This is a genomic window from Helicobacteraceae bacterium, from assembly GCA_031258155.1.
GTDB lineage: Bacteria > Campylobacterota > Campylobacteria > Campylobacterales > SZUA-545 > JAIRNH01.
The window spans coordinates 1-23,794 of the sequence record JAIRNH010000020.1; the positions used below are offsets into that span (position 1 = coordinate 1).

The window sequence follows — 23,794 nt, forward strand, 5'->3', positions numbered from 1 at the left end:
AAAAACCTTTTGGGGGTGTTTTGTCTCGGGGCTAAAAGCACCGCGCGACCACCCCGGTGGGGATGGGAAAAGACTATCGCCCCCCCCCCCCCCCCCCCCCGCAATTCGTTCGAGAGAATATATTTAGCGTTTTTGTCCAAACCTTCGTATCCGAACTCTTTGCTATTAGCGATTGTCATTTTAAGAATAGTTTCAGGATTTGGGTGCGCGAATATCAGCCCCGAAGAGTCTATTAACCACCCTTCGCTACTTTCCGAGATTTTTAGTTTTTCAACCGCGTTATTTAAGGCTTTGGAAGCGACGCTGGCAAAGATCGCGCCGCTTACTTCGCCGTTTTTGTCCGTAACGGCGGAGACAAACGCCACAATCACGTCGCCCGTGCTTCGCGCCAAAAACGGATTTGTAACCAGCGTTTTGGTTTTGCGCTCTACGACGACGGTTTTGAAGTAATCGCGATCGGATAGATCGCCCTCTCTGCCCGTATGATACGCGCCGTTACCGTTTTTATCGATAAAAATCAGGCTTTGAATATCGGGGTTCATGCTCGCGCCAATAGATTGTATAAAAGCCTTCGCTTCCTCCCTATTTCCGCCGCGAACCGCGGGCGCGGCGGCGAGCGTAGACACGAACATTCCGTAAGAGTCGATCCATTGCGCGATCTCGTCGCCAGCGACTTGAATCGCCTTAGCGGCGAGCGCCTTCTCGTCCGCGATAACCTGATAGCGCGTTAGAGCGACTATAACGCCCGCGCCTACCACGCACAGCGCCGAAACGATCAAAATGGTTTTTGTCGAATACCTTTAATGCTCATCAACCTTTCCCTTCTCTTCCGCGAATTTATCCGTAGTAATATCGCATAAACTCGATTTAACTATAGTCATAACAACTAAAATGCGTCGTAGTTTTGCTTAACCCCCTCATAAACGACAATCGAAACGGCGTTTGCTAGATTGAGGCTGCGAAAACCGGATTTCATCGGAATTGTTAACGCTTGATTGGCGCGGGCGCGCCAAAACTCTTCGGGCAGTCCCGTGTCCTCTCCGCCAAACCAGAAACGATCGCCTATATTAAACGAAACGTCAAAATAGGGGCGATCAACCTTTGTGGTAAAGAAAAAGTCTCGATCGCCGATAGGGTTTTTCGCCAAAAAAGCCTCTAAACTCTCCCACAAACGAAAATCCAGATAGCGCCAGTAATCCAGCCCCGCTCGTCTTAGCCTCTTATCGGAAAAATCGATCGGCGTAGGCGCAACCACGCTAAGCCTCGCGCCTACGCACGCGCACGTTCGTCCGATCGCTCCGACGTTTTGGGGAATCTTTGGAGCAAGAAGCGCGATTTCAAACATTATTTGTTTCCAGCTATTATTTTGCAAATTTTATCAAGGAGCTTTTATGGAAACTTTATTTAGCGATTTTGAGTTTATCGTCTCAAAGCTGACGGATCAGGAGAGCAAAGAGCGCGGCGAGAAGCTGCGCAAGAAACTAGAGCTGCTCAAATCCAACGCGGGATTAAAAAAGATCGTAGGCAAAGCGCGGCTAGACAAAGCGATCAGAATAGTCGAATACGCCAAAGAGCTTGAAAAACTCCAAGCCGAGCTGATAAAAATGCAAAATTGGGTCTCGGAAAAAAAGCAACGAGTGGCGATCTTGTTTGAAGGGCGCGACGCGGCGGGCAAAGGCGGCGCGATTAAGCGTTTTATGGAGGCGCTCAACCCCCGTAAATATCGGGTGGTGGCTCTGCCTAAACCTACCGAAGTGGAAGCGGGGCAGTTCTACTTCCAACGCTATATGGCGCAACTTCCAAATCCTGGAGAGATTGTCTTTTTTGACCGTAGCTGGTATAACCGCGCCGTAGTGGAGCCGGTTTTCGGTTTTTGCACAAAAGATCAATACGAGCGGTTTATGCACGAAGCGCCAGAGATCGAGCAGTCGCTGATCAACGACGGTATTGTTCTGATCAAGTTTTGGTTTAGCGTCTCTAAGGCGACGCAGCTAGAGCGTTTCACCTCGCGCGAACACAATCCGTTAAAGCAGTGGAAACTTAGCCCCGTAGATAAGCAGGCGCAAAAAAAGTGGGACGACTTTACCTTTTATAAAGAACAGATGTTCAGCAGAACGCATACGCGCTTTAGCCCGTGGATTATCGTCAATAGCAACGATAAACTCGCCGCTAGGTTGGAATCGATCCGCTATGTGCTGTCGATTATAGATTACGATAGCAAAGAAAAAACAAAAATCTCCCTAAGTCCCGATCCCGCCGTGGTAAGCCGCTATCATCGGTTTGAAAAGATAGACGATTAGGGTAGTAGACGTTGGGTATAGGAGAGGAGATGTATCGATGGGCGGCAGACCTATTCCCGATCTGCCGTAGCATAACGGGCAAAGGAGCGCGAGAAACTTTGCGTTATATTAAATCGCTTCTGCCCGAATTGACGATTCGCGAAACGCCGACGGGTTATAAAGCGTTTGATTGGATAACGCCGGAAGAGTGGGAGATTAACGACGCTTATATAGCCGACGAAAGCGGCGAAAAGATCGTAGATTTTCAAAAGAATAATCTCTGCGTCGTGGGTTATTCTACGCCGATAGATAAAACGATGTCGTTTGCGGAGCTTGACGCGCATTTGTACTCTTTGCCGGAACTCCCCGAAGCTATCGCGTATGTAACCTCTTACTACGAAAAACGTTGGGGATTTTGCCTTACGCAAAGGCAAAGAGACGAGATGAGAAAACAGCCCGATAAACAATATCGCGTCAAGATAGACGCGCGCCATTTTAACGGAAGTTTAACCTACGGCGAGTTTATCCTTAAAGGCAAAAGCGACAAAGAGATTTTCCTCTCGACATATATATGCCACCCCTCGATGGCAAACAACGAACTATCCGGACCGGTAGTCGCCGCGACGATCGGGCGCTATCTAAAAGCCTCCGCGCGCCGCTATACGTATCGCATAGCGTTTGTCCCCGAAACTATAGGATCGATTATCTATCTAAGCAAAAATCTAAAAACGCTGAAAGAGAAGGTAATCGCGGGATTTACGCTCACCTGCCTTGGCGACGATCGGTGTTATTCGTATCTTCCTTCAAGATACGGCGATACCCTAGCCGACAAGATCGCCCTCCATACGCTTAAACACATATCGCCCCCCCCCCCCCTGCCGTCAAACGATACTCCTTTTTAGATAGAGGCAGCGACGAAAGGCAATACTGCGCTCCAAACGTCGATCTGCCCGTCTGTCTGATTATGCGTTCAAAGTTTGGCGAATATCCCGAATACCACACCTCGCTAGATAATATGAGTCTTATCTCGCCGTCTGGATTAGAAGGCGGTTTTAACGCTATTAAAAGCTGCGTAGATATAGCCGAAGCCAACAGAGTTTATAAAAACGCGGTTATATGCGAACCGCAGATGAGCAAACGCAATCTTTACCCTACGACAAGCACAAGAGGAAGCGCGGCGGGCGCGAGAACTATGATGAACTTTCTAGCATACGCCGACGGAACCAACGATCTGGTCGATATAGCAAATATAATCGGAGTTTATGCGGGCGATCTGATAGCGTTGGCGCAAACGCTTGAAAACGAAGGGCTAATAGTAAAAAATGACGACGTATAACGGCGAACCGCTATGTCTGTATAAGAACGGCGAGAACAAAATTTTAACCTCCGATCTAGCCGAAGCGCTAGCTTTTATTAAAGAGGGCGATACGATTCTTGTCCATTCGGACGTTAAATATTTTGGAAGGTTTGGAACAATGGATCGCGCCTTGTTTCTTAACGCGCTTATATCCGTTTTTACGTCTGCGGTAGGTTCAAGCGGAAATCTGCTGGCGCCGGTTTTTACCTACAGTTTTTGCAAAAACGAAGTTTTTAACGTTCAACACTCGCCTTCTGCCGTAGGGGTTTTGTCTGAAGCGTTCAGGCGGCAAGAAGGAGTTGTTCGCAACCTTCACCCTATATTTTCCATTGCGGGGCGCGGCAAATCGGTTGAAAAATTTCTCGCGGCGAATAACGATAGCTTTGGCGCTAACTCCGCCTTTGCAAATCTGATAAAGGGCGACGCTTGGATTGTGTTTTATGGGATAGGCGTAGAGGCTATGACCTTTATCCACTATATAGAGCAAAGTTACGGCGTTCCGTATCGTTATATGAAGAGATTTGAAGGTTCGATAATCAACTTAGGAACGCGATACGACTCATACGCCGATTATTACGTTAGAGATTTGAAGCAAAATCCTACGCTAAACCTTGAAGCGTTAGAACGCCGATTATTAAGCGAGGGCGTTTTGCGCGTCGTTAAATTAGGAAACGGATATATAAAAGGCGTGAAAGCGAAAGATTTATACGATATAGGGGTTTTAATGTTAAAAGAAAATATCTACTCGTTTGTAACGATCGCAAATTGAGCGATCTAAAGCTATGCCCTTTCTGCGGCGGCGATAAGATAGAAACGGTATTCAAAGGAGCAATGCCGATATATTTAAGCGCGCTTCCTATGGAGCTATCCGTTCGCAATAAAATCCGCCCTATTAAAATCGCGCTTTGCCGTCGCTGTTCGTTAGGTTTTAATCAATCTCCGCTTGAATCGCAAACGCTAAACGACATTTACGATAATTATATGTATATAGATCCGTTTAATAATATAGGCGATACTCCCTTTGTTCATATAATCGATATGATCGCAAAACACTCGCGTATGGACGACAAAGTTGTTGAAATCGGAAGCTCGGTCGGATTTTTGCTGCATTCCCTTCATAAGCGCGGTTATACCAATTTGCTTGGCGTCGACCCTTCGCCTCAATCCGAATACGCCGCTATGAGAGGGCTTAATATCCGCAAAAAATATTACGATTCGGACGATTTTGACAACGACGTAGATCTATTTATACTAAGACATGTATTCGAGCATTTTGAAGACCCGTTCGCCGTTTTTAAGAATATGGTTTCTCATATAAACGGCGGCGGCAAGATAATAATCGAAACTCCATATTTCGGCGGATTTCATCATCAACATCTTTTCTTTTACTCTCGTCTATTCTACGCCAATTTAGCAAGCGCTTTTGGACTGAGCGTAATCGATTACAAAATATACGACGGCAATATTATCGCGGCGTTCTCCAAACGGAAGAGGGGCGAAAGAAACTCCTTATGTTGCGAAAGCGTCGAAGAGCTGGCGCAAAAGGCGCGATCGGAGCGAGAGAGATTAGATCGCAACGTCCAACGCATAAAAGATTTTTTATCGCTACGCGACGTAATCTATTGGTGGGGGACGGGTTCTTTTTCGTCTATTTTATTATCGGAGCTTACAAGCTTACGCGGCAAACAGATAATTCCCGTCGATACGGATCATAATAGAAAAGGAATGTCTCTAGCCAATCTATCGACGCTAGTTTTATGCGCCGACGATCTTATCGGCTTGAAACCCGACGCGCTTGCGATCGCCTCGTCTTTGCGCGAGGAGATAAAAAACGCTATGCGCGCTCGTAATATATCCCCGAAAGCGATCTTAGAGTTTGATTAGACGCTTCGCTAGCGTAGCGATCGGTAGTACTCTTTTGGCGTAACGCCTTCGTATCTTTTGAAATGTCTGATAAAATGGCTTTGATCGTAAAATCCGCTATATTGCGCTATCTCGGATATTAACTCCTCTTTCGCCCGCCGTTTTGATTTTCTTATTCTTTCTTGTATAACGTATTGGCGCGGCGATATGCCGATTGCGTTTTTGAACAAGCGCGATATATGATCCGCGCTGTAACCCGCTTTTTTGGCGATCTGCGCGATCGTTAATCCATTAACGCTCTCCTCGTCGATATATGCGAGCAGATCGCTTATTAGATCGCCTATGTTTAACTTGCGATCTCTAACGCCGCCGATTAGTTCTATTACGCGCTTTGGATCGATATTTACGCGTTTAAGGTCGCTTAACAACTCGTCGCGATCGATCAGATCGCCGTCGCTAATAGATAAGATCGCGTAATTGGTTTTTGCTTTCGCGCGGCAGGAGTGAGCGACGAACGGCGGGATAATAAACATATCGCCTTTAGCGTATCTCGTCGTTTTTGATCCGATCGTTATATATTTTTCGCCGCAATTAACCTCGCCGACGCACAACCGCTTATGAATATGCGCGGGAAACGTATGCGAACACTCCTTTACCTCTAGCGCCTCGTATCGCGCTCTTTTGATTATTTTATAGATCATAACCGCGTTAAATTAGGCGTAAATACCGCCAGCAAAACAGCCCCCGCCTCAAGCGCCTTTACGCTATGTTTGACGTTCGGCGCGATCAACGAAACGACGCCCGCTTTATACGCGACGCTTTTGCCGTCTATAATCGCCTCGGCTTCGCCGCCTATTATCTGGTGCAACTCGTATTCCTTATCGTGCAGATGATCTCCTATCTCGCAACGCGGGTCTATTTTAACCAACATCGCGTTTAAGCGCCTCTCGCTTTTGTCGTAGGCGATCAGGCTCTTGATATAAACGCCGCTAAACGTCGGATGCCGCCGATAGTCCGCGTCCGCGCCAAGCCGCGCCGAGTTTATGTAGATCGCGCCGTTTTCAAACGCCGTTTGCATATTTGATCCTTTCGGAAGGTTTTGCGTTATGGTATCCGATTTTTTCGCGCCAAAATTGGACAAAAGCGCTATTTTTTCTTAAGCGCGGCTTGCTTTAGCGCGGATTGGTTAATATCGACGGCAGAGTTTGCCAAAGGATCAGTCGATGGCTCGAGAGCCGATTATTATCAGCGTCAAAGGCGGCGTATGCGCTCCGATAGGATTTTACGCCGACGGATTAAATTGCGGACTGCGCAAGGGCGAACAGGGCGATCTGGCGTTTGTGCGATCGGAGATAGCGTGCGAAGCGGCGGCGGTTTTTACCTCTAATCGCTTCGCCGCCGCGCCGCTAATTCACGCGAAAAAACATATCGATCGCAAGGTTCAAGCCGTAGTGATCAACGCCAAAAACGCCAACGCGATGACGGGCAAAGCGGGTTTAGAGGCGGTTGAAGAGATTGCGCGGCATATCCCGTTTGAAAATCCGCTGACAAGTTCGACGGGCGTAATCGGCGCGCCGCTTCCCGTCGAGAAGATTATCGCGGGTATCGAGCGCTTTGATTGGAACGCGAAAAATCCCGATAACGCCGCGCGGGCGATTATGACCACCGATCGCTGGGATAAACAGATCGCGCTGGAAATTCATAGCGAAAGCGGAACCTTTACTATCGGCGCGATGTGCAAAGGCGCTGGTATGATCGCGCCGCAGCTCGCGACGATGCTCTGCTTCGTGACGACCGACGCCGCGCTGGATAAAGAGGCGCTGCAAGCGCATTTGAACGCCTGCCTCGAGACGAGCTTTAACGCGATCAGCGTCGACGGCGATATGTCCACCAACGACACGGTCTTGGTTTTGGCTAACGGGTTAAGCGGCGCTTACGATCCCGTCGCGTTCGAGTGGGCGCTAGAGAGGATTTTGCGCCATCTCGCGCTGGAGATCGTAAAAGACGGCGAAGGGGCGAGCAAGATCGCCCTGTTCGAGGTGAAGGGCGCGGCAAACGGCGACGAGGCGAAAAGAGTCGCTAAAGCGCTATCAAACTCTCTGCTTGTCAAAACCGCGCTTTTTGGCGCCGATCCAAACTGGGGGCGTTTGGCAAGCTCCATCGGCGCGGCGCGGGTAGAGTGCGATCTAGCGCGGCTGGTTATATCGATCGGGGATATTGTCGTCTATGATCGCGGCGTTAATAAGATGAACGCCCAAGTAGAGGAGAAAGCCGCCGCCGTTTTGCGCGCGAATAGCTTCAAAATTACCTGCGATCTTGGCGCGGGCGAGGCTTCTTACGGCGCTTACGGCTGCGATCTGGGCTACGAATACGTCAAGATTAACGCCGATTACCGCACCTAAAGCGCGCGTCGGATAAAATTTACCATAACTAAAAACACCGGAGGAAATATGCTGCACGAATATCGAGACGAGATAGCGCATCTCAAGCAATCCAACGCTCACTTCGCCAAGATTTTTGAGCGTCACAACGAGTTGGACGACAAGATTTCCGCTATCGACGCGGGACGCGAACACCTTGAGCAGCTTGAGCTGGAAAAGCTAAAAAAAGAGAAACTTCGCCTAAAAGACGAAGCCTACGCGATCATTATCGAGTATAAGAAGGAGCGTTCCGCCGCGTAACCTCGCGAAGCCGCGCTATCCGCGCGGCGGCGCTTACCCCGCAAACCAAGTTATACATAGATTGGTTTTGCGTTAGTTCAAATTCCGCTTGTTTTTGCCGCCGTTAAAACGTTTGACGCCCATTCGAGAAAATCCTGTTGCGGCAACAAAAAACGTTTAACTTTGAGCGGCGCTAATTCTAACGCCAAAAAATTGCGACGCGTAACGGCAAAATCCGATAAATAACCCTCCCCTATTTTTGCGTATAGGTTTCTCGCATAACGGCGAAACGGCGCGCAAGTCGCTATGGTTCGCTTTGTTTTTTGCCCGCTCGTATCGTTATGATTTTAGCGCCAAAACGCCGCCGTTTGCGAGAGCGTTAGCCGCCACGCCTTCGCGTAAGCCCTCGTCAAAAACCGTCGCCGTTTCGTATTCCAGCTCCCGCATAAAACGCGCCAGCATAGCCGCGCCCGTAATTACCAGATCTCCGCGATCTTTGCCGGTTAAGCGCTCTAGCTCGCTTTTATCCAGCGACGACAGCGTTTCGCGCGCGTTCATAATCGGCGCCGCGTCAAGTCTCGCGCCGTTTACGATCTTTTTGTCGTAAGTTTCGTATGTTAGTCCGAGTTTGATCGCCGCAAGCGTGGTTGGGACGCCGGAGGTAGCGATCAGAAAGCGAGCTTTCGGAAAACTAGCTATTTCGCTTTTGAAAGGCGCGATAAGGCTTAGCGCGCCGTCTAAAAAATCGTTAAGTTCGTCGTCGCTGAAAGAACGTTCGGCTACCGTTACGATACCGATCGGCAAACTGACAAACCTAAAAATATCGCCGTTTATATACGCGATCTCGCTGCTTGCGCCGCCTATGTCCAGCGTGATAAACGGCGGCTTTAACCCATGTTTTATCGCGCTCTCGCCGGCGGCGCTCGCCGTTAATTTCGCCTCTACGCAAGGCGAGATAACTTCAAAATCAACGCCGCAGTTTTCACGCAAAAACCTAAGCGCGTCCGATTGATTTACCGCCCGTCTAAAGGCTTCGGTGGCTACCGCCGCGATTGCGCGAGAGGAGAAATCAAACTCCGATCTAGCCGCCGCGATCGCTTCCGCTATCCGCTTTAACGCCGCTTGCGAGATCGCGCCGCTTCGCGTTAAGTTTTCCGCCGTTCGCGTCGTAAACTGCTTTTCCCACAGCGTTTTTCCGCTTTGATCGACCGCTAAAAAGCGTATCGTATTTGAGCCTAAATCGATCGCGATCACCTAAGCGCCCTAAGCGATATTGGTATAGACCGCCTGCACGTCGTCGTCCTCCTCAAGACGATCGATCAGTTTTTCAATCTCGTCGAGCGCCTCGTCGTCAAACTCTTGCGGCGCGTTGGGAATATATTGCAAGCTCGCCGATTTCGGCTCGATTTTTTGATCCTCTAGCGCTTTGATCATAGAGCCGAATTCGGAATACGGCGCGTAAAGATACGTTCTATCGCCGTCGTTTTCCATCTCTTCAAGCCCCGCGTCGATCAACGCCAACTCCAAGGCTTCCGCGTTTGAAACGTCCTTGTTTTCAATCTCGAAAACCGCTTTGCGCGAAAAAAGAAACGATAGCGAACCAGCCTGCGCCAACTGCCCGCCGTTTTTTGAAAACGCGATCTTTATGTTCGCCACCGTGCGCGTGGGATTATCGGTGGCGCACTCTACGATCACCATAACGCCGCGCGGACCTTTGCCTTCGTATGTAGCGATCTCCATATTCGCCCCGTCTTTACCGCTTGCGCGCTTGATCGCCGCCTCTATGTTATCCTTAGGCATATTCTGCGCTTTCGCCGTCGCGATCGCCGTCCGTAGTTTGGGGTTTAGCGCGGGATCGCCGCCGCCTTCTTTCGCCGCCATAGCGATAACTTTCGCCAGCCTTGGAAATACGCGAGACATATTTGCCCAACGCTTTTCCTTAGCGGCTTTACGGTATTCAAAAGCGCGACCCATCAACGTGTCCTTAACTCCGAAAAATAGACGCGATTATAATTTAAGCGCGCTTGCGCTCCGTAGAATCCGCGCTAACCGCCGAGCGCTAAAAACGGGCGGCTTTATCGCGCCGCGTCGCGATAAATTAACGTCTATGCCCGTAATCCTACGAAAAAAAGAAAAAAAAGGATAAAATCGCGCCCCTTGTTCGGAGTTGGCGGGATGTAGCGCAGTCTGGTAGCGCATTTGGTTTGGGACCAAAGGGTCGCAGGTTCAAATCCTGTCATCCCGACCATTAGTTGGTGGTCGTAGCTCAGTCGGTTAGAGCGTCAGATTGTGGCTCTGAAGGTCGCCGGTTCGATCCCGGTCGTCCACCCCATCGCGTTTAAGGGCGCTTGTAGCTCAACGGATAGAGCGCCAGACTTCGGATCTGGCGGTTAGGGGTTCGAGTCCCTTCAAGCGCGCCATGCGACTCCGTAGCTCAGAGGATAGAGCAACGGCCTTCTAAGCCGTTGGTCGCAGGTTCGAATCCTGCCGGGGTCGCCACTTATTTAGTATTGTCGCGGGAATGGCGAAATTGGTAGACGCACCAGACTTAGGATCTGGCGCCGCAAGGCGTGGAGGTTCAAATCCTCTTTCCCGCACCATTCAAGCAGATCTATTTTCTAAACAATCAAAGACGCCCGCGTTTAATTTATTTGCTCAACGCAAGATCGTTTTTGGCGCAAAAAGCGGCGTAAGGCTAAAATAACGGCGAGCCGAGGCAAACTAGCCGCCAATGAAAAGGTCGATAAATGCTGATAACAAACGCGGTTTTGACGGACGCTAACGTCCAAATAGAGGGCGCGCTAAGGATCGAAAACGGCGCGATCGCGGACGCGGGCGATTTGGCGCCTATCGCCGGCGAAACGATTTACGACGCGAAGCGCAAATGGCTTCTGCCCGGTCTTGTCGATCTGAACTATCATCTAAGCGATCCGGGTCATAAACGGATTGAAACGATTAACGACTCGTCCAAAAACGCGCTGCTAGGCGGCGTTACGACGATTCTCGCCGCGCCCGATACCAACCCGCCGATTGAAAACGAGGCGATCGCGGAATATATCCTCGCCAAAGCGAACGCCGCCAAAGGCGCGCGGATTTTGATCGCGGGCGAGATCGCCAAAGAGGGCGGCAAATTAAACGATATCGCCAAGCTCTTTAGCGCCGGCGCGAGCGCGATAAAAGGCGATACTACGCTAGACTGCAATCTAATCCGAAGGGCTTTTGAATACGCGCTGACGGCGGATAAATACGCTCTTTTTACTTGCAAAAACGCGGCTTTAGAGAGCGCCGGCGCTATGCACGACGGCGAGATCGCCTCTTTGCTTGGTCTGTCCGGACTGCCCGATTACGCCGAAAGCGGCGAAGCGGCGCGACTCGTTCAGCTCGCGCAAGCTATAGGCGTTAAGCTCGTCGTAGAGGCGATTAGCTCCGCGCGAACGTTGAACGCGCTAGAGCCGTATCTTAGCGATCGCCTGCGCGCTCAAACGCTACTGTCGCATCTGCTTTTGACCGAAGAAAATTGCGACGATTTCAACGCCGCGTGCAAAATTTTCCCGCCCTTGCGCGCGAAATCCGATCGCGACACGCTACTCGCGGGAGTAAAAAACGGCGCGATTAGCATAATAGCAAGCGGACACCTGCCCCAAGACGTAAGCTCGCGCGATCGCCCGTTCGAGCTTGCCAGCGCGGGAATGGACATATCGGGCGCGTTTCTTAGCCTCGCATATACGTATCTGATCGCCGAAGGTAAACTGACCATAAACGAGTTTATCCGCGCCGCCGCGCTAAACCCCGCGAATATCTTAGGCGAACCTTGCGGAGCGCTTTGCAAAGGTTTGAGAGCCGATCTGATCGTATTCGATCCGAACGCCGAGCGAGAGATCGCCGTTCGCGACGGCGTAGCCAAAAGTTTCTGGAGCGGTAAAAAAGTAAAAGGCGCGGTAAGCGCCGCGTTTGTCGCGGGCGAGCGGATCGATTTTGGCGACGCTTAAACGCCAAAGGGCTACAATACGCGCCTGCTTTCAGCGTCGGGATGTGGCGCAGTCTGGTAGCGCGCACCCTTGGGGTGGGTGAGGTCGCAGGTTCGAATCTTGTCATCCCGACCATCTTAGCTTCGCAAAGCCGCCGTTGATATAATACGAAAAAAAGCGAAAGGCTATACTATGAAAATCGAGGCGAAAATCTTTCGTTTTAACGCCGAACACGACTATTTAAGCTCCTATCGCCCGTTTATTTTTAACGCAAGCGGCGAATCCACTCTGCTTGATCTGCTGCAGGCATACAAACGAAGCGATCCGTTGTGCGCTATGCGGATTGAAAGGATCGAAGGCGTTAGGGCAAACGGCTTGGGCGCGCCGCTAACCGCGCCGCTTGCGGCGTTCGCGCCAAAGGGCGGAGAGATCGTCGTAGAGCCGCTTATAATCGAGCGCGCCGTTTTGGATTTGGAGTGCGACAAACAAGATTTTGAGGATAAATTGAGCGTTTTGGAGGAGTTTTGCGACAAGAGCGATCGCGACTATTACAACGAGTTTTATATCGCCTACGCCGTTTCGCCTATGCGAGCGCTTAATAGCGAATATTTAGGCGAGGCGCTGTTTATGCTCGCCGATCGGCTAATCGGAAAAAGCCCGCCGAATATAGAGATAATCGCGAAGCGAATCAGCCAAAAGGATAACGGCGTATTCTGTTTCGCGGGATTAAACGGAGCGTTATTAAAAGGCGCGGAGCATATAACAAAAACGATAGAGAGGCTTTGGGGTATGCTACTCTCGCTCGGCTTGGCGCCAAAAGGTATATCGGAGGCGAAATACGCGCCGCTAGACGCGAACGATCTGCCGCGCTTAGAGGGCAAAAGAGCGGCGATCGCCGCCGATTGCGGGGCGTTTGCCGCCGCGCCGAAAATAGACGATTACGAAAACGCTTTAACGATCGGCGGCGCGAAGGCGTTGCGGCTAAAAAACCCTTGGCGTTTTGGCGGCGCGTCGCTAAAAGACGTATTGCCGCATATCGCCGTCAAAGCCGCGGGCGAGCTGGTTTTGGAGGCGCAAAATATCGGCGCGCAAACCCTTTTGTGCCTCTCTAAGGAGACGCGAGAGTTTTTGGCGCGCAATATAAAGACAATCGAGCGCGAGAGCGGGTATCCGATCGATATAGAGATCGCTACGATCGGCGCGTAGGTTTTTTAAGAGGAACGGCTTTTGTTGGATAATATCTTGGATTTGACGGCGGCTATCCGCGCCGCGTCCAGATCGATCTGTTTTTACCGCCTTTTGCGCCTCGTCGGTCGTATTTGACGGCGAAAGGTCTATATAGCGAATGAATATCTATAGATACGACGCGGTTATCGTGGGCGCGGGGCTTGCGGGGCTAAGCGCCGCGATCGAAACAAAAAAGGCGGGGCTAAAAACTTGCGTTATTAGCAAGCTCCACCCGCTTCGCAGCCACAGCGGCGCGGCGCAGGGTGGTATAAACGCCGCGCTAAACGAAGCCGATACGACTTCGCACGAGTTCGACACAATCAAAGGCGGCGACTACTTGGGCGATCAGGACGCGATTAAAACGCTCTGCCAAAAAGCGCCTGAGACGATCAGGCGCTTAGAGCGTATGGGCGCGGTTTTTTCGCGCGAAGCCGACGGGACGATCGCGCAAAGGGCTTTTGGCGGGCAGAGCAAGCCGCGAGCCTGTTACGCCAAAGATCGCACGGGATTAACCTGTCTGCAAACCATCTACGAGCAAGCCGATCGGCTTGGCGTGGAGTTTGTGGAGGAGTGGTTTGCGGGCGATCTGCTCTACGATCCGCTCTCGCGCGCCGCTTACGGCGTTAGCGCGATGAAACTCGCCACAGGCGAGATCGCGGTTTTCAACGCCAAAGCGACGCTATTTGCCACGGGCGGCTACGCCAGATGTTACGCGACCAACTCCAACGCGCACGCCAACACGGGCGACGGGCTTTCGCTCTTTTTGCGCAAGGGTCTGCCGTTAGAGGATATGGAGTTTGTCCAGTTTCACCCGACGGGGCTTGCGGGCAGCGGCGTTCTGATAAGCGAGGCGGCGAGAGGCGAAGGCGGGCGACTTTACAACGGGCTAAACGAGCGGTTTATGGAAAAATACGCGCCGCAAAAACTAGAGCTTGCCCCCCGCGACGTGGTAAGCCGCGCGATCGAGCGCGAGATCGCCGAGGGGCGCGGCGCGGGCGAAAATAAAGACGCGATCTGGCTTGATCTTACGCATCTTGGCGAGGAGCTAATAGCGCAAAAACTGCCCGAACTGCGCGATCTAGCGAAAAGTTTTCTAGGGATCGATATGGTAAAAGAGCGCGTCCCTATACGCGCTACGGCGCACTACAGCATGGGCGGCGTTCCCACCGACAACGAATGCCGCGCGAAAGCGTCCGAAACGCTTTTGACAAGCGGGCTTTACGCTGCGGGCGAATGCGCCTGCGTAAGCGTGCATGGCGCAAATAGGCTGGGCGCGAATAGCCTGCTAGAAGCGGCGGCGTTCGGACGGATCGCGGGCGAGACGATCGTTAGGGATATAAACGATCTGGCGCTTATCAAAGCCGACGCGACGGACGCGCTAAGATTCGCCGACGAGACGCAAAGGCTGCTAAGCTCGCGCGGCGGCGAGCGCGTCGCGGCGCTAAGAGAGAAACTGCAAAAGAGCATGAGCGCCAACGCGGGCGTATTTCGCGATCAGACCTCGCTAAAAAATCAAACGGAGATTATCGCCGATCTGCGCGATCGCTTTTCGCGGATCGCTCTGCGCGATAAATCGAAACTTTTTAATACGGAGTTGCAAGAGGCGCTAGAGTTTGGGCATATGCTCGATTACTCCGCGCTGATCGTCGCGGGCGCGCTTTCGCGCGAGGAGTCCAGAGGCGCCCACTACCGAACGGATTTCCCAAACAGAAACGACGAAACGTTTTTGCGCCACACGCTAGGGTATCTAAACGACGAGGGTAAAACGCGGCTAACGTATGCCGACGTAACAATCGGCGAGTATCAACCCGAAACGAGAAAATACTGATGGGAAACAAAATCGTCGTAAAGAGAGAGAAGGCGCGCCTTAGCGATCCTAGACGCGAGATTGTTTTTCGCGTTTTTCGCTTTAGCGCCGAGTTTGACGTTCTGCCCTTTTACGCCGATTTCACGCTGAAAGTCGCGAAAAACGAGGTGTTGCTAGACGCGCTAAATCGCATCAAAGCCGAGATCGACCCCTCGCTGGCGTATCGCAGGAGTTGCAGGCACGGCATTTGCGGCAGTTGCGCCGTGAAGGTTGAAAATCAGGCGCTCTTGGCGTGCAAAGCCAATGTATTCGAGCTTGCCGATCGCTACGGCGAGCTTTTGACAATCGATCCGCTAGATAAAAAATTAGCCGCGCGCGATCTGATCGTAGATAAAACTAGGTTTTGGAATAGTTACCGCGCCGTCTCGCCGTGGCTGGAGGCGACAATCGAAGAGGCGAGCGCGAAAGAGAACCTTGTAACGCCGGCCGAAACCGATCGTTTGGGCGGCGCGGACGCTTGCGTGGAGTGCGGGATATGTTTTTACGGCTGCCCCGTAGTCGCCGCGAACGAGCGGTTTTTGGGACCCGCCGCGTTTGCAAAAAGCTACAGATTCGCCGCCGATATTCGCGATCAAACGCCCCTCGATCGCCTGCGGCAAGTTAGCGGCGAGAAAATCGGCGTTTGGGATTGCGTTAAATGCTATCAATGTTATGAAACCTGTCCAAAAGAGATAAGCCCTATCGATAAAATTACCAAGCTGCGCGCGATGATCGGCGCCGAGCGCGTAGATCAAAACTCGATCGCCTATCGGCACGCGAGAGCGTTCAAAACCTCGCTTGAAAAATACGGGCGTTTGGACGAAGCGGCGAACGCGATCGAAAGCGCGGGTTTTTTTGGCGCGCTGAAATATATCCGCGAAGCGTTTGCTATGCTGCGGCGCGGAAAACTGCCGTTTGGCGTTAAAAAGATCGAAAGGCTAGACGAGGTTCAAAAACTTGTCAAATCCGCCTCGCAAGAGAGCAAGGAGCGCCGATGAGATACGCGCTATTTATGGGTTGCACGCCATACGGCGCGACGCCAGAACTGAAAACGTCGCTCGAGGCGGCGGCTAAGGCGCTAGAAATAGAGCTGATCGAGCTAAAAGAGGCGAGCTGCTGCGGCGCGACGCACCTGCAAGATTTTGACGGCTTTTTATCGCTCGTTATCAACGCTCGCAATCTGGCGTATGCCGAAAAGTTGGGGCTTGATCTAATAACGATCTGCAACACCTGCCAGCTTGTTCTATCGCAAGCGGCGGCGAGGCTGGCGGCGGATCGCGATCTGCTAGAGCGGGTCAATCACAAGCTAGGCGAGGTCGGCTTGCGCTACAACGCCTCGATTAAAGTTCGTCATCTGCTCTATGCGTTACGCGACGACTACGGCTTTGACAACCTGCCGATAAAAAAGCCGCTGATCGGCAAAAAAATCGCGCCCTTTTACGGCTGCCACAATATCCGTCCGTCCAAACTCGCGAGCGGCGACGATCCGTTTCGCCCGCGCGCGCTCGACGATCTGATAATCGCGCTAGGCGCGGAACCTATCGACTATCCGCTCAAAAACGACTGTTGCGGTTTTCATACGCAGATGCAGGCGAGCGAAACGACCTATCGTCTTAGCGGCGGAGTTTTGGCGCAGGCTTGCGATCGCGGCGCGGATTGGATCGTAACGCCCTGCCCGCTCTGCCATCTTAGTTTTGACGCTCAGCAGGCAAACGCCGAACGCGCGATAAACCGCCCGCTAAACATTCCAACGCTTCATCTAACGCAGTTAATCGGACTTGCGCTTGGTTTAGACGATCGGGCGCTAGGTTTGCGGCGCAATATAGTATCTATCAAATAACGGGCGATCGGCGTTTCTTTCGCGCTTATTCGATCGTAATCTTGCGTTAAACGGCGCGTTGAATCGCCCGATTTTTCCAATATGGTCGATAAACCGCGCCCGCCTAATACGGCTAACCAAATTTGCGCATAAAGAGACTTGGCGCGCTCTTTCGCGCTTGCCGCCTATAGCTTAGCATTGCAGAAAGTAGCGTTTTATACGACGCGAAAGCCGCTTTCTTTACGCCATACACTCTCCGTAACTCTTGCCGATCGCGCCGCTCAGCCCAAAGAGCCAAGCGCCGGCAGTTGCTTCAAAAACCCTAGCGGCGACTACGCGGGCAGGCTGATCGAGGCGGTCGACTTGCGCGGCGCAAGGCGCGGCGGCGCGGCTTTTAGCGACAAGCGCGCCAACTTTTTAGTCAATCTCGGCGGCGCGTCGTTTGACGACGCTATAGCGCTGATCGGCGAGGCTAAACGCCGCGTTTTAGAGAGTTTCAATATCGCGCTGGAGCTTGAAATAAAGGTCGTTTGACGCGGATCGCTATTTTGCCGTTTCAAACGCGATGCGCTCCCTTTCGCGTCGTCGTCTAGCAATATTTTTGCGACGCTTTTCGCAATATCGGCGCTTGTTAATTTAATAAATCGCAACCGCTTATATTTCGCCGATTAGCTTTAGTAGCTCGTCGGCGCTAAGCCGTCGATCGTTTTTGTCGCCGGCGTATTCAAAGCCATCGGCGACGACTTTACCCTTTTCGCCGTTTGCCGCGACGCGTAAACAATAGCGTCAAAGAAGCCAATTCGCGCTTCACTAGGCGGATCAGGCAAACGCAAGAAAAGAAACGAGAGGGAAAAGGGAAACCAATCGCCGTTTTCCTAAATCTGCTTTATAAGCAAGCTCGCGCCGATATTTCGAGCATATGTCAAGCTCGCCGTCGTAACCTTTTGCGTTTTCCCAGTTCAAATCAATATATCCATTTGCCAACTTCCGCGCGAGGCGTTTTGTCAAGCAAGGTCGCGCTGGAAACCGACGAATAAGCAACTATCGCGATCTAAGGTTTTTGCGTTTTTTCTTAATAATTTTGCCGATAATATAAAAAGCCGCGTAATAGATTGCTCCTACAATAAGCGCAATCTTAATCCAAGGCGTTATGTCGTTTTGTAAAAGGGCGATAAACCAAAAGGATAAAATTACCGCCGCCAAGCCCGCTTTTTCTTGATAAAAAGCGTAAAAGCAGGAAAATGGCGTTTCGTTTGCCGCAAAACCTGAAAATCTTGGGAAAAAGATCGGCGTTTGTTCAGCCCACCGCGTATAGCTTTTATCAAACTTGTTTGCTAAATAAGCCTCCTCCGCGGCGATAATGCGTTCGTAATGCAACGTAAAAAGAGATATGTAAATAATGTTAAGCGTCCAAGAGTGCGAGTATATAATAGGTCCCCAGCCGAGAAAGAAATTGCCGAGATATAGCGGATTGCGCGTTAGCGAATACACGCCTAAGGTATTAAGTTTATCGGCTCGCTGCGCTTTTGTGTTGCGCCCCGAAGTTCCCTCCTGTTTATATCCGATCGTATATACGCGTAAAGCAAACCCAACGATACTAACTAAAACGGCTATAACCGTTAAGGCAGGCGCCGCCAGAGAGAGAGAGAGAGAGAGAGAGAGAGAGAGAGAAGTTCTTGCGCCGCGCGATCAACCAACTCAAAACGCGACGCGAAAGATAGCGCGTTTTGCAAAAACGCTTCGGCGTTTTTTGGAAATAGCTCAAGCGCCGCGATCGCAATCATAACAATCGGGACAAAACTACGCCGCCTAAATAGCGCGTTGCCATCGGCTACGAATCGATCCTTTATCAGCATTTTGTCTCCTTAAACTAATTTGTCGCGCAAAAAAATGACATTTTTGCTTAAAATGCGTTGCGCGGCGTAATTTTAGCGCTTGTTAATTTAATAAATCGCAAGAGCTTACATTTCGCCGATTAGCTTCAGTAACTCGTCGGCGTTAAGCCATCGATCGTTCTTGTCGCTGGCGTATTCAAAGCCTTCGGCGACGGCTTTGCCCTTTTCGCCGTTTGCCGTTACGGAAAAATCCGTCTTTTTTGAGAAATCTATAGCGGGGACGATTATAAAAAAATCGTCAAACTCTAAAACGTTGCGCGAATCGTCGCTTGAGATCATAAGCTCGTGCAGTTTTTCGCCCGGACGAATACCTACGATCTCTTGTTTGGCGTTTGGCGCGAAGGCGCGCGCTAAATCCGCGATCCTCATCGACGGGATTTTCGGCACGAATATCTCGCCGCCATGCATTCGCTCAAAACTCTTAATCACAAACTCCACGCCTTGATCGAGCGCGATCCAAAAGCGAGTCATGCGCGCATCGGTGATTGGCAGGCTTTTCGCGCCCTCGCCGATCAACCGCTTGAATAGCGGCGCGACGCTGCCTTTTGAACCAAACACGTTGCCGTAACGCACGACGCTAAAGCCGCAATCGCGCGAGCCTTTGATATTATTCGCGCCGATAAATAGCTTGTCGCTAACGAGTTTTGTCGCGCCGTAGAGGTTTATGGGGCTTGCCGCCTTGTCCGTAGAGAGCGCGATCGTCCTTTTAACGCCCGTTAGCAGCGCCGCGTCGATTACGTTTTGCGCGCCGTTAATGTTGGTCTTGACGCACTCCATCGGATTGTATTCGGCGATCGGCACATGCTTCATAGCGGCGGCATGAACGCAATAATCCACGCCTTCCATAGCGCGACAGAGCCGATCGCGATCTCGAACGTCGCCCACGAAATATCTCATCGACGCGCCGCGAAAAACGCCGCTCATCTCGTAATGCTTCTGCTCGTCGCGCGAATAGACGATCAGGCGCTTTGGCGCGTAACGATTCAAAACCCGCTTGACAAAGGCGCGCCCGAAACTGCCCGTGCCGCCCGTAACTAAGATCGTTTTATCATTAAACATTAAAAACGCTCCAAATCAAGCTAAACGACGCGGTTGGCGTCGTCTCGCCTAGATCGCGTTTGCTCGTAAGACATGCTATGCCGCGCATTTTCGCCTCGCTTTTGGCGAATTATAGCCGCCGTCTAATTGCAAGCGAGGCGCAAAGCGGAACAAGCGCGCAAATGGAGCTAAAACGACGCGCTTTTACTCAATCGCTACTCTCTCTCCGTCCCAATCTACAATCCCGCCTAATTTATTCAGGTTCAGCTTATACAGATCGTTATAGCCAACTCCGTATAGATCGCCCTCTTCGGTTTTGTAAAAGATATGCTCTTTGCCTCCGCCTATCTGCGTTACTACTCCCGCTACATTATGGGGCGTAGGGCGCTCGCCGTAGATACTCTTAAAGGCGCTTCCGCCGGTTTGTCCCCACGCGTAGATCGTCCCGTCGTCGCTTAAAGCGATTGAACCGACATAACGCGCGAAAAGCTGTTTTACTCCATCAAGTATAATTACGGGATTGGGAGAGCTTAACGAGGTTTTAGTAGTCCCTTGACCCAAAGAGGCTTGCAGCCCCCAACCAATTACCCTGCCGTCGTCTAGCAACGCTTCGCTCCAGCCGTTACCGCCGGCGATATAAATAATTTTGCTTGCGTATTGGTCAAGGTTTGTTATATGCGTAGGCGTTCTTACGATCTTCTGAACGCCGTAATTTGTTCCCTGAAAGCCAAGACCGCTCGCCTCGTTATCGCCCCACGCATAAACTTTATTGTTTTCGGTAACGGCAAACGCGCCTTCGTAAGCTCCTCCGATCAGTCTTGCCTTTTCGCCGCCCAAATCAACAAGAACGGGCGTTTGACTATTTTTAGAGTTTCCGTTCCCAAGCTGTCCGTAAAGGTTATGTCCAAACGCGTAAACTTTGCCGTCGTTACTTAAGGCGATGGTAAAGTATTCGCCCGCGGCGGCTTGAACGATATTGTTTAATACTTTGCACGGCGTAGTTACGTAAATCCCCGTATTCGGTTTGCAACCCGTCTCTCCATAGCCGCTCTGTCCCCAGCCGTAGAGATTGCCGTCTTGATCGAGGGCTATTAGATGATAAGCGCCGCCCGTTAATTGAACGATATTGGTTAAGCTTTCTACTTTAGCGGGCTTATTACTACTTGAAACGGAAATCTTTCCGTTACCCTGCTGACCAGAACCTCTAAAGCCCCAGACAAATACTTCGCCTTTATCGTTGATGGTAGCGCCGGAGGTTATGAGGGAGGTTTGGGGAAGCGTATTTTTTGGTTTGGCTTTAACCATTCTATTTTCAACTACCGCGAAGTTGCCTAGCTTATCTGCGCTTACCGGTTGCGCTAGAAAGGTTAATACGCTGTTTACGCCTATTGCCGATTCGTCTTTGCCCGCGTTCAAAGTTACATTAACTTCCACCGATTCGCCCTTGTCAATCGTCGCAGTTTTCGGGTTAACGGCTATTACAAAACCTTTATCGTCAATCGCCGAGAAATTATACGATCCGTTTTCTCCGTTATTGAAAACCTTGAACGAAAGTACCTTATCCTCGCCAAGCGGTAGTTCGCCGTCAAAAGGCGCGGTTACTTTAATATATTGAGGAGCCACTTTTCGCGCTAAAACGCGCTGAAAATCCGTTCCGTTTTCGTCTTGTCCAAAAGCATAGACGATAAAGTCCTGATCTGGAACGATAAAATCTTCTTTCAGAAATACGGTTTTAACCTGCGGATATTCGTCGACTATATTGAGGTTTAGCCTATCGATTTTGTTTCCTTGCTTACCTCTAATCTCAAAATAGACGTCCGAAACAGCGCCCCAAATCGTCGCTTCTACCGCCGTTTCGCTTCCCGCCAGCGGGTAACCCTCGATTTCAAAAAATCCGGGGTGAGCGGAATTGTCATATTCGACAAACTTAAACTTACTGAACGAAAGCGGACTGTCGCCTATAACATTGATCGAAAACTCTCCGCTTCCGCTTATGCCGATCTGCCATTCGCCTATCTGCGGAGCGTCTATTTCATAAACGACAACGGCGGACAAAACAGTTCGCTTTACGCCTTCGTCGTCTGGCTTAACCGCGCTTCCGTCGGGCTTGACGATCTTTACCGTAGCGCTTCCGTTAAGCAGACTGATAAATATTGAAATCTTATTAGTTTTTAAGTCGGCTTTGAAGCTATACGACTTATTATTATCAGCCGTAAGTTTATCGCCGATTGTTAGAAATCCGGTAGCGTAATCGCTTAATAAAATATCCGTTAATTCGGCGAGTTTACCAGCTTCGCTCGGATTTATTATAAATACCTGTCCGCCGGTTACGTCCGATATTTCAAAGTATTTCGAATCGTATGGAGAGCAACTGCCGCTTAAAGCGTTGTTTACGCCGACGTTTTTATAAAAAGCCAGCGCCGACGCCGCTAATGAATCAGTACGATCCTTAATGGACGCGTCGGTATAAGTAAACGCTTTGCCGCCTTCGCCCAAAGCAGAAACGACTTTGAGCGTCCCAAGTCCGGCAAGTTCGGGGCAATCGCCGCCGTTCCCGCCATAGCCGGCGTATAATGATGAAAGCCTGCTTAAGAACGCGTCAGAATCGGTTGTTGTGAAAGGGGACGGAATATATGGATCATTGATAATGCCAAGCACATATTGAGAAGGTTCTTTATCTGTGCCTACTAGACCGCTTACAATAGCGCTAGCCGCCGACTTAACTCCGCTTATTTCTTGCGACATGCTGCCCGTCGTATCGATTGCAAAACCTATTTCTGAACCGAAGCCTAAAAACTTCTTAAAAAGTATAGTTCCTTCTTCTTCGCCCTTTTCGGATATTAGTTTTGTTCGAATATTTCTAAAGTATTCTACTGTCGCCATTCTTGCGGCGTTTGCCGCGGGGTAGTGGTGATCGTAATGGGGGGAAATAACATGGCTCACAGTATGACATACAGCAGCATCCTTGTTTATGCCTTCTCTTCCAAGACCATCCCAGCTTCCACCATGAAAACATTTATTTACGCCATCTAGCGGTCTACCTGATGTTCCCAAATAGTAACCGCTTGTTAACTTACCGGTACCAATAAGGTTTCTACTATTTATTACATTGCAAAAATCAGACGGGATAAAGAAATCTGAAATATTAAAATATGTGCAAGTATCCTCATTTGGCGCGGCAACATTACTCATTACGCCATAGCCCATTTCGGGGTGAATTACGGCTCCGCGCATTTCTACCCAATTTGAATGAGCGTAAAAATCTTGTAAAGTATGGGTAGTCGCGCCTAACGTTCTGCGAGGCTGGTTACGTTTCCAAATACAATGTTCTCTACGCCTCTAACTACTTCGTCTCTTACTAGAATACTGCATTGCGTTAGTTGTTCGCCATCGCAATGCCAAACAGGATTATTTTGTCTGCCGTCGTGATCCACGTCGGCATTAGACTGCGATATGGTTTCTATCGCGTTTTCCATAGCTGAAGTATAAGGTATGCCGCTTGGACCGTAACCGTATTCCGCGTATATCACGTTTAACGCTTCTTGCGTTATCCTCTTATGGTGTTCGCCAGGAACTACCGCTCGTGGATAGTCGGGGATAAACGCAAATGCGTTTATGCTAATTAGCGTTATTATTCCCGTAACGCTCAGCGCTTTGTTGATAAGTCTCATACTGAATCCTTTCGTTGAGGTTAGTCCTATTATGCAGACGCTATGCGTCATTATCGTTACTCTCTTTACTTTTTGCAAACGGCGGCGTAAAAACGCCGATCAAAAATATTCCTAATGGTATCAGCAAATATATGAAAGGAGAAAATATTTTAAATAGATTTTTATAAGTGT

22 protein-coding genes, 6 tRNA genes and 2 pseudogenes are annotated in these 23,794 nt (G+C 50.5%); 19 read left to right on the top strand and 11 right to left on the bottom strand.

Going from position 1 to position 23,794, the window contains the following annotated elements; all coding sequences use genetic code 11:
- Both LBF86_03035 and LBF86_03040 read right to left on the bottom strand, forming a co-directional pair.
- Window positions 1-779, bottom strand: a 779-nt coding sequence (locus LBF86_03035; GenBank protein MDR0664484.1) for a cache domain-containing protein, incomplete at its 3' end; no start/stop codon positions are given.
- A gap of 107 nt (window positions 780-886) precedes the next feature.
- A complete protein-coding gene (locus LBF86_03040) occupies window positions 887-1,345 on the bottom strand; it encodes a tRNA (cytidine(34)-2'-O)-methyltransferase (GenBank protein ID MDR0664485.1) in 459 nt (152 codons plus the stop codon).
- A gap of 46 nt (window positions 1,346-1,391) precedes the next feature.
- Here LBF86_03040 and ppk2 point away from each other — a divergent pair, with 46 nt between their 5' ends.
- The 5 genes and pseudogenes from ppk2 (at window position 1,392) to LBF86_03065 (ending at window position 5,520) form a co-directional block, all read left to right on the top strand.
- Window positions 1,392-2,300 carry a polyphosphate kinase 2 gene (gene ppk2, locus LBF86_03045; GenBank protein ID MDR0664486.1) on the top strand — a complete coding sequence of 303 codons (909 nt, stop codon included), beginning with the start codon at window positions 1,392-1,394 and terminating at the stop codon, window positions 2,298-2,300.
- 29 nt (window positions 2,301-2,329) lie between these two features.
- Window positions 2,330-3,372, top strand: a pseudogene (locus tag LBF86_03050) (DUF4910 domain-containing protein).
- Window positions 3,358-3,615, top strand: coding sequence for a hypothetical protein (locus LBF86_03055; GenBank protein ID MDR0664487.1), 258 nt, complete (start codon window positions 3,358-3,360; stop codon window positions 3,613-3,615). Before LBF86_03050 ends, LBF86_03055 begins: the two are co-directional and overlap by 15 nt.
- A complete protein-coding gene (locus LBF86_03060; GenBank protein MDR0664488.1) occupies window positions 3,602-4,405 on the top strand; it encodes an AAC(3) family N-acetyltransferase in 804 nt (267 codons plus the stop codon). Before LBF86_03055 ends, LBF86_03060 begins: the two co-directional genes overlap by 14 nt.
- Window positions 4,402-5,520 carry a class I SAM-dependent methyltransferase gene (locus LBF86_03065; protein MDR0664489.1) on the top strand — a complete coding sequence of 373 codons (1,119 nt, stop codon included), beginning with the start codon at window positions 4,402-4,404 and terminating at the stop codon, window positions 5,518-5,520. The genes LBF86_03060 and LBF86_03065 overlap by 4 nt, the downstream gene beginning before the upstream one ends.
- A gap of 8 nt (window positions 5,521-5,528) precedes the next feature.
- Here LBF86_03065 and LBF86_03070 read toward each other — a convergent pair whose 3' ends face one another.
- Together LBF86_03070 and LBF86_03075 are read right to left on the bottom strand one after the other, a co-directional pair.
- Window positions 5,529-6,200, bottom strand: coding sequence for an AraC family transcriptional regulator (locus LBF86_03070; GenBank protein ID MDR0664490.1), 672 nt, complete (start codon window positions 6,198-6,200; stop codon window positions 5,529-5,531).
- Window positions 6,197-6,577 carry a cupin domain-containing protein gene (locus LBF86_03075; protein ID MDR0664491.1) on the bottom strand — a complete coding sequence of 127 codons (381 nt, stop codon included), beginning with the start codon at window positions 6,575-6,577 and terminating at the stop codon, window positions 6,197-6,199. The genes LBF86_03070 and LBF86_03075 overlap by 4 nt, the downstream gene beginning before the upstream one ends.
- Window positions 6,578-6,722: 145 nt before the next feature.
- Between LBF86_03075 and argJ the strand changes: the two genes are divergently transcribed.
- Together argJ and LBF86_03085 are read left to right on the top strand one after the other, a co-directional pair.
- On the top strand, window positions 6,723-7,901 hold the full coding sequence (argJ, locus tag LBF86_03080; GenBank protein ID MDR0664492.1) for a bifunctional glutamate N-acetyltransferase/amino-acid acetyltransferase ArgJ: 1,179 nt from the start codon (window positions 6,723-6,725) through the stop codon (window positions 7,899-7,901).
- 48 nt (window positions 7,902-7,949) lie between these two features.
- Entirely contained in the window at window positions 7,950-8,180 is a 231-nt protein-coding gene (locus LBF86_03085; protein MDR0664493.1) for a DUF465 domain-containing protein, read from the top strand.
- 318 nt (window positions 8,181-8,498) lie between these two features.
- On the opposite strand, the gene LBF86_03090 is transcribed toward LBF86_03085, so the two are convergent.
- Window positions 8,499-9,413: a hypothetical protein gene (locus LBF86_03090; protein ID MDR0664494.1), complete on the bottom strand. Its 915-nt coding sequence runs from the start codon at window positions 9,411-9,413 to the stop codon at window positions 8,499-8,501.
- Window positions 9,414-9,422: 9 nt separating this feature from the next.
- Entirely contained in the window at window positions 9,423-10,133 is a 711-nt protein-coding gene (locus LBF86_03095) for a YebC/PmpR family DNA-binding transcriptional regulator (GenBank protein MDR0664495.1), read from the bottom strand.
- Window positions 10,134-10,330: 197 nt separating this feature from the next.
- On the opposite strand from LBF86_03095, the gene LBF86_03100 reads away from it, so the two are divergent.
- From LBF86_03100 to murB, 12 genes and pseudogenes are all read left to right on the top strand, one after another.
- A tRNA-Pro gene (locus LBF86_03100) sits at window positions 10,331-10,407 on the top strand.
- A gap of 7 nt (window positions 10,408-10,414) precedes the next feature.
- Window positions 10,415-10,491, top strand: a tRNA-His gene (locus LBF86_03105).
- A 12-nt stretch (window positions 10,492-10,503) separates the two neighbouring features.
- Window positions 10,504-10,579, top strand: a tRNA-Arg gene (locus LBF86_03110).
- Between the two features lie 3 nt (window positions 10,580-10,582).
- Window positions 10,583-10,658, top strand: a tRNA-Arg gene (locus LBF86_03115).
- A gap of 16 nt (window positions 10,659-10,674) precedes the next feature.
- Window positions 10,675-10,759, top strand: a tRNA-Leu gene (locus LBF86_03120).
- 147 nt (window positions 10,760-10,906) lie between these two features.
- Window positions 10,907-12,148, top strand: coding sequence for an amidohydrolase family protein (locus tag LBF86_03125; GenBank protein MDR0664496.1), 1,242 nt, complete (start codon window positions 10,907-10,909; stop codon window positions 12,146-12,148).
- 37 nt (window positions 12,149-12,185) lie between these two features.
- Window positions 12,186-12,262 (top strand) — tRNA-Pro (locus LBF86_03130).
- A gap of 57 nt (window positions 12,263-12,319) precedes the next feature.
- Window positions 12,320-13,333, top strand: coding sequence for a DUF5644 domain-containing protein (locus LBF86_03135; protein ID MDR0664497.1), 1,014 nt, complete (start codon window positions 12,320-12,322; stop codon window positions 13,331-13,333).
- A 139-nt stretch (window positions 13,334-13,472) separates the two neighbouring features.
- Window positions 13,473-15,182: an FAD-dependent oxidoreductase gene (locus LBF86_03140; GenBank protein MDR0664498.1), complete on the top strand. Its 1,710-nt coding sequence runs from the start codon at window positions 13,473-13,475 to the stop codon at window positions 15,180-15,182.
- The gene (locus LBF86_03145; GenBank protein ID MDR0664499.1) at window positions 15,182-16,198 is read left to right on the top strand and encodes a 4Fe-4S dicluster domain-containing protein; all 1,017 of its coding nucleotides are present in this window, start codon (window positions 15,182-15,184) and stop codon (window positions 16,196-16,198) included. The genes LBF86_03140 and LBF86_03145 overlap by 1 nt, the downstream gene beginning before the upstream one ends.
- A complete protein-coding gene (locus LBF86_03150; protein MDR0664500.1) occupies window positions 16,195-17,040 on the top strand; it encodes a CoB--CoM heterodisulfide reductase iron-sulfur subunit B family protein in 846 nt (281 codons plus the stop codon). The genes LBF86_03145 and LBF86_03150 overlap by 4 nt, the downstream gene beginning before the upstream one ends.
- Window positions 17,041-17,301: 261 nt before the next feature.
- Window positions 17,302-17,553: pseudogene (gene murB / locus LBF86_03155) on the top strand (UDP-N-acetylmuramate dehydrogenase).
- A 507-nt stretch (window positions 17,554-18,060) separates the two neighbouring features.
- Here murB and LBF86_03160 read toward each other — a convergent pair.
- From LBF86_03160 to LBF86_03180, 5 genes are all read right to left on the bottom strand, one after another.
- Window positions 18,061-18,633 (bottom strand): hypothetical protein, encoded by a 573-nt coding sequence (locus LBF86_03160; GenBank protein ID MDR0664501.1) that lies wholly within the window; start codon window positions 18,631-18,633, stop codon window positions 18,061-18,063.
- A gap of 5 nt (window positions 18,634-18,638) precedes the next feature.
- The gene (locus LBF86_03165; protein ID MDR0664502.1) at window positions 18,639-18,875 is read right to left on the bottom strand and encodes a hypothetical protein; all 237 of its coding nucleotides are present in this window, start codon (window positions 18,873-18,875) and stop codon (window positions 18,639-18,641) included.
- Between the two features lie 105 nt (window positions 18,876-18,980).
- Window positions 18,981-19,973: a UDP-N-acetylglucosamine 4,6-dehydratase (inverting) gene (pseB, locus tag LBF86_03170; GenBank protein MDR0664503.1), complete on the bottom strand. Its 993-nt coding sequence runs from the start codon at window positions 19,971-19,973 to the stop codon at window positions 18,981-18,983.
- Between the two features lie 183 nt (window positions 19,974-20,156).
- A complete protein-coding gene (locus tag LBF86_03175) occupies window positions 20,157-23,006 on the bottom strand; it encodes a hypothetical protein (GenBank protein MDR0664504.1) in 2,850 nt (949 codons plus the stop codon).
- 233 nt (window positions 23,007-23,239) lie between these two features.
- On the bottom strand, window positions 23,240-23,623 hold the full coding sequence (locus tag LBF86_03180) for a hypothetical protein (protein ID MDR0664505.1): 384 nt from the start codon (window positions 23,621-23,623) through the stop codon (window positions 23,240-23,242).
- Window positions 23,624-23,794 lie beyond the last annotated feature (171 nt).

Coding starts and splice junctions, on each gene's coding strand:
- LBF86_03040 (MDR0664485.1), bottom strand. CDS start 1,345: ATGTTTGAAATCGCGCTTCTTGCTCCAAAGATTCCCCAAAACGTCGGA.
- ppk2 (MDR0664486.1), top strand. CDS start 1,392: ATGGAAACTTTATTTAGCGATTTTGAGTTTATCGTCTCAAAGCTGACG.
- LBF86_03060 (MDR0664488.1), top strand. CDS start 3,602: ATGACGACGTATAACGGCGAACCGCTATGTCTGTATAAGAACGGCGAG.
- LBF86_03070 (MDR0664490.1), bottom strand. CDS start 6,200: ATGATCTATAAAATAATCAAAAGAGCGCGATACGAGGCGCTAGAGGTA.
- LBF86_03075 (MDR0664491.1), bottom strand. CDS start 6,577: ATGCAAACGGCGTTTGAAAACGGCGCGATCTACATAAACTCGGCGCGG.
- argJ (MDR0664492.1), top strand. CDS start 6,723: ATGGCTCGAGAGCCGATTATTATCAGCGTCAAAGGCGGCGTATGCGCT.
- LBF86_03085 (MDR0664493.1), top strand. CDS start 7,950: ATGCTGCACGAATATCGAGACGAGATAGCGCATCTCAAGCAATCCAAC.
- LBF86_03095 (MDR0664495.1), bottom strand. CDS start 10,133: ATGGGTCGCGCTTTTGAATACCGTAAAGCCGCTAAGGAAAAGCGTTGG.
- LBF86_03125 (MDR0664496.1), top strand. CDS start 10,907: ATGCTGATAACAAACGCGGTTTTGACGGACGCTAACGTCCAAATAGAG.
- LBF86_03135 (MDR0664497.1), top strand. CDS start 12,320: ATGAAAATCGAGGCGAAAATCTTTCGTTTTAACGCCGAACACGACTAT.
- LBF86_03140 (MDR0664498.1), top strand. CDS start 13,473: ATGAATATCTATAGATACGACGCGGTTATCGTGGGCGCGGGGCTTGCG.
- LBF86_03145 (MDR0664499.1), top strand. CDS start 15,182: ATGGGAAACAAAATCGTCGTAAAGAGAGAGAAGGCGCGCCTTAGCGAT.
- LBF86_03150 (MDR0664500.1), top strand. CDS start 16,195: ATGAGATACGCGCTATTTATGGGTTGCACGCCATACGGCGCGACGCCA.
- LBF86_03165 (MDR0664502.1), bottom strand. CDS start 18,875: ATGCTGATAAAGGATCGATTCGTAGCCGATGGCAACGCGCTATTTAGG.
- pseB (MDR0664503.1), bottom strand. CDS start 19,973: ATGTTTAATGATAAAACGATCTTAGTTACGGGCGGCACGGGCAGTTTC.
- LBF86_03180 (MDR0664505.1), bottom strand. CDS start 23,623: ATGAGACTTATCAACAAAGCGCTGAGCGTTACGGGAATAATAACGCTA.